This window comes from uncultured Campylobacter sp. (assembly GCF_938018145.1).
Classification (GTDB): Bacteria; Campylobacterota; Campylobacteria; order Campylobacterales; family Campylobacteraceae; genus Campylobacter_A.
Genome location: NZ_CALIII010000149.1, coordinates 1 through 7,804, shown reverse-complemented (window position 1 = coordinate 7,804; position 7,804 = coordinate 1). Strand labels below are relative to the sequence as shown.

6 protein-coding genes are annotated in these 7,804 nt (G+C 49.7%); 3 read left to right on the top strand and 3 right to left on the bottom strand.

All coding sequences use genetic code 11. The features are described from left to right. Positions 1-384: 384 nt before the first annotated feature. Positions 385-642 (top strand): hypothetical protein, encoded by a 258-nt coding sequence (locus tag Q0338_RS03430; RefSeq protein ID WP_298085540.1) that lies wholly within the window; start codon positions 385-387, stop codon positions 640-642. Between the two features lie 269 nt (positions 643-911). On the opposite strand, the gene Q0338_RS03425 is transcribed toward Q0338_RS03430, so the two are convergent. Continuing rightward, positions 912-1,508 (bottom strand): DJ-1/PfpI family protein, encoded by a 597-nt coding sequence (locus Q0338_RS03425; RefSeq protein WP_298085539.1) that lies wholly within the window; start codon positions 1,506-1,508, stop codon positions 912-914. Between the two features lie 133 nt (positions 1,509-1,641). Between Q0338_RS03425 and Q0338_RS03420 the strand changes: the two genes are divergently transcribed. Then, positions 1,642-3,270 carry a formate--tetrahydrofolate ligase gene (locus Q0338_RS03420; RefSeq protein WP_298085538.1) on the top strand — a complete coding sequence of 543 codons (1,629 nt, stop codon included), beginning with the start codon at positions 1,642-1,644 and terminating at the stop codon, positions 3,268-3,270. A gap of 488 nt (positions 3,271-3,758) precedes the next feature. Here Q0338_RS03420 and Q0338_RS03415 read toward each other — a convergent pair whose 3' ends face one another. Beyond that, complete coding sequence (locus Q0338_RS03415) at positions 3,759-4,199, bottom strand: pyrimidine dimer DNA glycosylase/endonuclease V (RefSeq protein ID WP_298085537.1); 441 nt, start codon at positions 4,197-4,199, stop codon at positions 3,759-3,761. 115 nt (positions 4,200-4,314) lie between these two features. Further along, positions 4,315-7,170 (bottom strand): excinuclease ABC subunit UvrA, encoded by a 2,856-nt coding sequence (uvrA, locus tag Q0338_RS03410; protein WP_298085536.1) that lies wholly within the window; start codon positions 7,168-7,170, stop codon positions 4,315-4,317. 175 nt (positions 7,171-7,345) lie between these two features. Here uvrA and Q0338_RS03405 point away from each other — a divergent pair. Beyond that, the coding region (locus Q0338_RS03405) for an SLC13 family permease (protein ID WP_298085535.1) at positions 7,346-7,804 on the top strand (459 nt) is incomplete at its 3' end.

Below are 7,804 nucleotides of genomic sequence, written 5' to 3'. Positions count from 1 at the left end.
AATAGGGCAAGTCTGCCTAAAGCTGTGGTAGCGCGGGCAGGATACGAGCCGTTTGTTTTAAAGCTTACTATTTTGGCGTGCGGCGCGGTAAATTTGACTCGGATTAAATTTAGCGCTCAATTTTAGCAACCGCCGCAAACTAAAATTTAAAACAGATCCGCGTTTTTGTCGCTATTCCAGACGTACTCCATCGCCCATACGCCACACCCGTTTACTTATCATTTTTACTTGCTTTCTGGATGGATTTTACACGAGTTTTGGTTAAATTTCGTCTTAAATTTTATCGCAGACTTTTGATTTGAATTTTAAAAGCAAGTTTTTGATATATATCATCAAAATTTTACGCTAATTATGATAACATTTCCCAAAAATAAAGGAGAAAAAATGAATAACGATCACGTAACCAAAACAGAACCTAAGCGCCCGCTAAGCAAACTAGTTCGTGCCTGCGACGCCGTCGCTACCGTGCTTTACGTCATCATTGTAGGCGGCTTTTACCTCTACATTAGCCGCAACGTCGGCGTGCAATACGACTACTACGAAAAGCCTTTTGTTTTCTGCCTACCTTACGTCATCTGGTTTGCGACGACGATAGCGATGATTTACGTTGCCTTGGTGCGCGAAAAGCTTAAGACGCTCTAAACGGCGATAAGTCTGTCGCCCAAAACCGCTAAATTTATAAAATTCGCGATTTTTGGCAGTAAAATTTGCATTGTTTTGGATTATTTGCTTTTTTGCCGTAAATTTGGAAGCCCTCCGAATATCAGACTAAATTTGCTCTTTTTATACCCGTGCTTTTAAACGGCTAATTTTGTAAATTCGTTTTTCCAGCATCTTTTAGGCACGGTGCCTCGAAATTTGACTAGGCTTAAATTTAGCACTCAATTTTAGCGACCGCCGCAAGCTAAATTTTAAAACAAATCCGCGTTTTTGTCGCTATTGTAGACATACTCCATCGTCCGAGCGATCCTCTGCGCTTCGTCCCGCCCGTGCATATCCGCGATAAAACCCAGAGCCGCGTCGATACCAGCGCTCACGCCCGAGCTAGTGTAAAATTTCCCGCTAACGCACCACCTGGCCGCGCGTATCCAGCGCACGCTAGGAGCCTCTGAGGTCACCCACTGCCATGATAGCTTGTTACTTGTGGCCTCCACGCCGTCCAAAAGTCCAGTTTTAGCTAGCAAAACCGAGCCCGTGCATACCGCGATCACGTACTCGTGTCTGCGCGCTAGCTCATCTAGAGCTGTAATAAACTCGGCCTCGTGCACAAGCTCCCTAGCCGCAAAACCGCCCGGCACTATCAAAATGTCAAATTTAGCTATCTCATCTAGCTTTCGCGTCCAAATTTTGGCGTTCGAACTGCCGCCCACAAGCCCGCCGGTAGCCGAGAAATACTCTATCTCGTAGCACTTTCGCCCACCATCCAGCGCCCGAGATAGCGCCTCGGCGGGTCCTAGCGCGTCCATCGTCGTAAATCCCTCAAACAGCAAAACATTCACCGCCTTCATCACGATCCTTTGTCAAATTTAGTTTCAAATTTAGCCCAAATTTGATTACGAGCGGCTAAAATTTAATGAGATTTTTCGCATTTGCGAGGTAAAATTACAAAATCATTTTAAATCAAATTTTTAAGGAAAGACGATGCTAAGCGACAGAGAAATAGAAGCGAGCGCAAAGCCGCAAAATATCGTAAAAATCGGCGCAAAACTGGGGCTAGGCGAGGAGGCGCTAGATACCTTTGGCAAGCTAAAAGCCAAGATAGAACCGCGACTAGGTAGCGCGCCCGGCGCAAATCTCATCCTAGTTACCGCGACCAACCCGACGCCGTACGGAGAGGGCAAAACGACCGTAACCGTGGGGCTATCTGACGGCTTAGCGCGTATCGGCAAACGCGTGTGCGCCGCGCTTAGAGAGCCTAGCCTTGGGCCGGTTTTTGGTATAAAAGGCGGAGCGACGGGCGGCGGATACTCGCAAGTGACGCCTAGCGAGGATATCAACCTGCACTTTAACGGCGACTTTCACGCTATCACCTCGGCAAATAACCTCATCGCGGCGATGCTAGATAACCACATCCACCACGGCAACGCCCTAAATATCGACCCTGCGCGCGTCGTTTTCAAACGCTGCATGGATATGAACGACCGCTCGCTAAGAGAGATAGAAATCGGCCTTGAAAAGAGCAATAAATTTACCCGCAAGGACGGCTTCGTAATCACCGCCGCTAGCGAAATAATGGCGATCCTGTGCCTAGCGACCGACCTAAAAAATCTAAAAGAGCGCGTCGAAAACATCGTCGTCGCCTACGATAAAGAGGGCGGCCTCGTGCGCGCAAAATCCCTAAACTGCGCCGATGCCGTCTGCGTCCTGCTAAAAGAGGCGATAAAACCAAACCTCGTGCAGACGCTCGAGGGCACGCCGGTGCTCATCCACGGCGGACCGTTTGCAAACATCGCGCACGGCTGCAACAGCGTGATCGCGACCAAAACGGCGCTAAATTTAGCGGGCTACGTCGTGACCGAAGCGGGATTTGGCGCTGAGCTAGGAGCGCAAAAGTTCCTCGATATCAAGTGCCGCACCGCGGGCCTCGCGCCAAAATGCGTCGTGCTAGTAAGCACCATCCGCTCGCTAAAATATAACGGCGGATGCGATAAAGACGGCATCTCGCAGCCAAATTTGGACGCGCTAAAGCTAGGCGGCGAAAACCTAAAAGCCCACATAGAAAATCTAAAAAATTTCAACCAAAACGTCATCGTCGCGCTAAATAAATTTGCCGCGGACTCGGACGACGAGATCGCCCACGTGCGCGCTCTTTGCGAGGAGTCAGGGGCCGAGTTTAGCGTGTGCGAGGGCTTTTTAAAAGGAAGCGCCGGTACGGAAGATCTAGCCAAAAAAGTCGCGCAAATCTGCGAAAAACCGGCTCGCGAGATAAACTTCACGTATGAGCCCGCCGACCCCGTCAAAACCAAGATCGAAAAGATCGCGACTAAAATTTACGGCGCCAAAGACGTCGTCTTTAGCCCGCGCGCGCAGGAGGATCTAGCCGAGATTTCGCGCCTAGGCTTTGACAGCTTGCCAGTTTGCGTCGCAAAAACGCAGTATAGCTTTAGCTCGGACGCTAAGCTGCTAGGACGACCGAAGGGCTTTAGCTTCGAGGTTAGCGCGCTTGAGATCCGCGGGGGAGCGGGCTTTATCGTGGCGGTTAGCGGATCAACGATGCTGATGCCGGGACTGCCAAAAGTACCTGCTGCCGAGCAGATGAAAGCGGAGTAAAACGAGCTATGATCCGTCGAATTTGAACGTAAAATTTTGATCGGTCGGCGAAGTTTTTTGAAAAACAAAGGCGAATTTGGCGGAAATAACGCCGGGTTCGCCTTTTTAAATTTGACTATTTCGTCCTTTAAATTTGCCGTCAAATTTTAAACGCTAAATTTAGCAAACACCTGCGCTAGCTCGTAAATTTTACAGCAACGCTGTTCGTGCGAGATTTTTATCTTACCGTCCATACATCGCCGAAACGCAAAATCAAATTTGCTCGCCTAAAGCCGCGTATCGGCCTAGCGCCAAATTTGCGCTATTTTACGGCATTTTAAATACCCAAATTTAACGCTCGAAATTTGCCGCAAATATTGGCAAAATCGCCGCCTGTCGCAAATTTAGCTTCACTGTTTTTGAATCAAATTTAGGGTAACCAACGTAATATGTTAGCGTTTTTACTAATCAAATTTACCCAAGCAAGCCAAACCACGTGCGAAACGGCGCTAAATTTTCACCTTCTCCCACGGCTCTATCCCGCCGTCAACTTCTTTAAAGATACTCGCGATTTCTATATTTTTTACGCTTAAATTTCGCTCGTAAGCCTTGACGTCGCGCGATTTTAATTTCTCTTGCAAAAATGCGAATTCATACTCTATCTGCCCGCGAGTGACGGCTATTTTGGCTAAATTTCGCTCGTCAAATTCGCCCACCTTAGCCACGTCAAATTTATAGCCGCGAGCGCAGGCCTGCGCATAAACATCCGCCAGATATGCATTTATCGCTTCACACGCGTTTTCGTGCGCGTAAAAGCGGTCAAGCTGCGGGTGATTTTTGTAGCCCTTGGTAAGTCCAGCCAGCACGTTTTTTGCTAGCAGCGCCTCTCGCCAAAGTGCGACTAGCCCCTTTGCGTCGAGATATTTAAAGCTTATCGTCCAAAGCCTCATTTTTGCCTTTCGTTAAATTTACCGCGGTTTTTGCGGGCTAAATTTGGCGCGGTTTAGCCCGCAAACCATCAAATTTTTACCGCAAATTTGATTCGTTACAAACTTCTCAAAGTTCTTATTTTTTCTTCGCCTTTTTTGCCGCGTTTTTCATATTTTCCAGCTCCTCGGCTAAAAATTTACCCGTATAGCTGCCCGTTTTTTTATGATTTTTAGCGACCTCTTTTACGCTGCCCTCGGCGATGATTTTACCGCCCTTTGCGCCGCCTTCTGGCCCCATATCGACGATGTAGTCGCAGTTTTTGATGACGTCCATGTTGTGCTCGATGACAAAGACCGAGTTGCCAAGATCGACCAAATGGTGCAGCACGCGCACGAGCCTATCGACGTCGGCGAAATGCAGCCCCGTAGTCGGCTCGTCGAGGATATAGAGCGTATTTCCCGTATCCGAGCGGCTGAGTTCCTTTGCGAGCTTTACGCGCTGCGCCTCGCCGCCGCTTAGCGTCACGGCGTTTTGCCCCAGCGTGATGTAGCCTAGGCCCACGTCTTGCAGCGTCGTTAGTTTGCTGGCGATTTTGGGCACGGATTTAAAAAACTCCACCGCCTCGTCGATGCTCATATTTAGCACGTCGGCGATATTTTTGCCTTTGTAGAGGATTTCTAGCGTCTGCGCGTTGTAGCGGGTGCCGCCGCACGAGTCGCAAACGACGTTTACGTCGGGCAAAAAGTGCATCTCGATCGTGATCTCGCCCTCGCCTTGGCACTTTTCGCAGCGTCCGCCCTTGACGTTAAAGCTAAACCTGCCGATCTTGTAGCCGCGTAGTTTGGCTTCCTTAGTCTGCGCAAAAAGTCCTCTGATCTCGTCCATCACGCCCGTGTAGGTGGCAGGATTTGAGCGCGGAGTGCGGCCGATCGGGCTTTGATCGAGGTAGATCACTTTGTCTAGATTTTCTAGTCCGCTCAAATTTACCCCAGCGACCTTTTTTACCTTTTTGGCGCGGTTTAGCTGCTCCTGGGCTTCTGGCAGCAGGGTTTGCAGCACGAGCGAGCTTTTACCCGAGCCAGAAACTCCCGTGATACCGACTAAATTTCGCAGCGGAAAGCGCGCGCTTAAATTTGAGATATTATTGATATTTACGTTTGAGATCTCGAGCCACGTGTCGCTTTTGCGGTTTTTTTGGTAGTCGATTTCCTTTTCGCCGTTTATGTAAAGCGCCGTTTGCGTGCTTGAGCCAAGCAGGCTTTTCACGTCGCCGGCAAAAACTATCTGCCCGCCAAATTTCCCCGCTCCAGGCCCGATATCCACGACGTAGTCAGCCTCCTCGATCGTCTTTTTATCGTGCTCGACTACGATCACGGAGTTGCCTTTGGCTTGCAAATTTCGCAGCGTTTTTATGAGCTTTAGCGTATCGCGCTCGTGCAGACCGATGCTAGGCTCGTCTAGCACGTACATCACGCCGCTAAGGCCCGATCCGATCTGGCTTGCGATCCTGATACGCTGCGCTTCGCCGCCGCTGATCGTGCGCGCGTCGCGTCCGAGCGATAGATAGCCCAGCCCCACGTCGTAGAGGAAAAACAGCCTCTCGTTTATCTCCTTAAATATCGGCTTTGCGATCGTTTTATCGTATTCGCTAAGGTAGCTAAAATTTGACTCGTCCGAGAAAAACGCGGTGCAGTTTTCGATACTCATATCTAAAATTTCGCCGATACCGCGCCCTGCGACCTTGACGGCTAGGCTTTGAGGCTTTAGCCTGTGTCCGCCGCAGTCGTCGCAGACCTTTTCGCTCATGTATTCGTCAAAATCCTTGTAGTCTTTTAGCAGTCCGTGCGTGATTTTTAGCGCGCCTTCAAATTTGCGCAGTAGCTTGTTTTTCTTCCAGAAAAACTCGACCTCTTTTACGTTGCCGTAGAGTACAAGGCGCTTTTCGTCCTCGCTAAGCTCGCCATACGGGCGCTTTACGTCGATACCGTTTTGCTCGCAAAAAGCAAGTAAAAATTTATAATAATAACTCATGTTGTAGCCGTAAAGCAGCTTTATCGCGCCGCCTTCGATGCTTTTTTCTTCGTCGATCACTTTGGTGAGATCCAGGCTATATCTGATACCAAGGCCGTCGCACCTCTCGCACGCGCCTTTTGGGGAGTTGAAGCTAAAGCTAAGCGGCTCAAGCGGCGTAAATGAAATTTTACAATCAAAGCACGCCGAGTGCTCGCTGTAGTGGATGAAGCTCTCTTTTAGCCCGAGTTCCTGCGCGTTTGCGATCTCGATCTCGACCTCGCCGTAGCTCTCGCCGAGCGCTTTTTCTACGTCTTGGGCTAGGCGCTGCGCATTATCCGCGTCTATCACGATGCGGTCTACGATGAGCTTTATCGTATGTTTTTTGGTTTTAGCTAGCTCGATCTCCTCGTCTAGTCTCACCTGCACGCCGTCTATCTGGGCGCGCACGTAGCCTTTGCCGCGTAAATTTTCGATCAGATCCGCCCACGTGCCCTTTTTCTCGCGCACGAGCGGAGCGTAGATGACGACTTTAGCGCCCTGGGGCAACTTTTGGATCTCGTTTATGATATCGCTAGCCGACATTTTAGAGATCGGTTTGCCGCACTTGTGGCAGTGCTGGATACCGATACGAGCGTAAAGGAGGCGCAGGTAGTCGTAAATTTCCGTTATCGTGCCCACAGTCGAGCGCGGGTTTTTGGACGTGGTTTTTTGATCTATCGCGATGGCGGGCGTGAGACCTTCGATCTTATCTACGTCGGGCTTGCCTACGCGGTCTAGAAACTGTCTGGCGTAGCTACTAAGGCTCTCCATATATCTGCGCTGCCCCTCGGCATAAAGCGTGTCAAACGCTAGCGTGCTCTTGCCGCTGCCGCTAAGTCCGGTGAAAACTACGAGCTTGTTTTTCGGGATTTCGAGGTTTAAATTTTTCAGGTTGTGCTCGCGCGCGCCCGTGATTTTTATGGTGTCGTTTGCGTTCATTTTCGCTTCCGTGATTTTAAATTTTTAACCCGTCATTATACCCAAAATCGCTTTAACTAAAATCGCTGTTACTTTTATCAACACTTTAGTAAAAAATCAATTTTAAAGCAAAAGAATTTTTTAAGCTATAAGCTTTTTGGATGTATTATAAATTATCCCAAGCATAGGAGTTATCATGGCAAATCCAAACATTCCTATAGACAGAAGAACAAACCGAGTCGAGCTCATCGGGCTGGTGCTAGGCGTTTTGCTAGCGATTTGGGTTTATAAAATCTTCCCCGCAAACGCAGGAGACATCGCCATAGCTGCGGCCAAGGGCAAAAAGCTGCACGTAGAAGCCATGCCCGTCGTCGCCGCAGTAGCCGCGCTGATGGCGTCGTGGTGGATGACCGAGGCTATCGCCCTGCCCGCAACCGCCCTGGTGCCGATGGTGGCATTTCCGGTGCTAGGCGTCGATGCGTTTAAGGTTGTCGCGGCGCCGTATGCTTCGGACACTATCTATCTTTTTATGGGCGGCTTTGTGCTAGCCCTTGCTATGCAAAGGTGGAATCTACACACCAGAATCGCCCTTGGCATCGTGCTTTTAGTTGGCACGAGCCCGAGACGGCTGGTGGCTGGATTTATGGTGGCGACA

Excerpts from the sequence above, each read along its gene's own strand:
- Q0338_RS03420 (WP_298085538.1), top strand. The coding sequence starts at position 1,642 with ATGCTAAGCGACAGAGAAATAGAAGCGAGCGCAAAGCCGCAAAATATC.
- uvrA (WP_298085536.1), bottom strand. The coding sequence starts at position 7,170 with ATGAACGCAAACGACACCATAAAAATCACGGGCGCGCGCGAGCACAAC.
- Q0338_RS03430 (WP_298085540.1), top strand. The coding sequence starts at position 385 with ATGAATAACGATCACGTAACCAAAACAGAACCTAAGCGCCCGCTAAGC.
- Q0338_RS03415 (WP_298085537.1), bottom strand. The coding sequence starts at position 4,199 with ATGAGGCTTTGGACGATAAGCTTTAAATATCTCGACGCAAAGGGGCTA.
- Q0338_RS03425 (WP_298085539.1), bottom strand. The coding sequence starts at position 1,508 with ATGAAGGCGGTGAATGTTTTGCTGTTTGAGGGATTTACGACGATGGAC.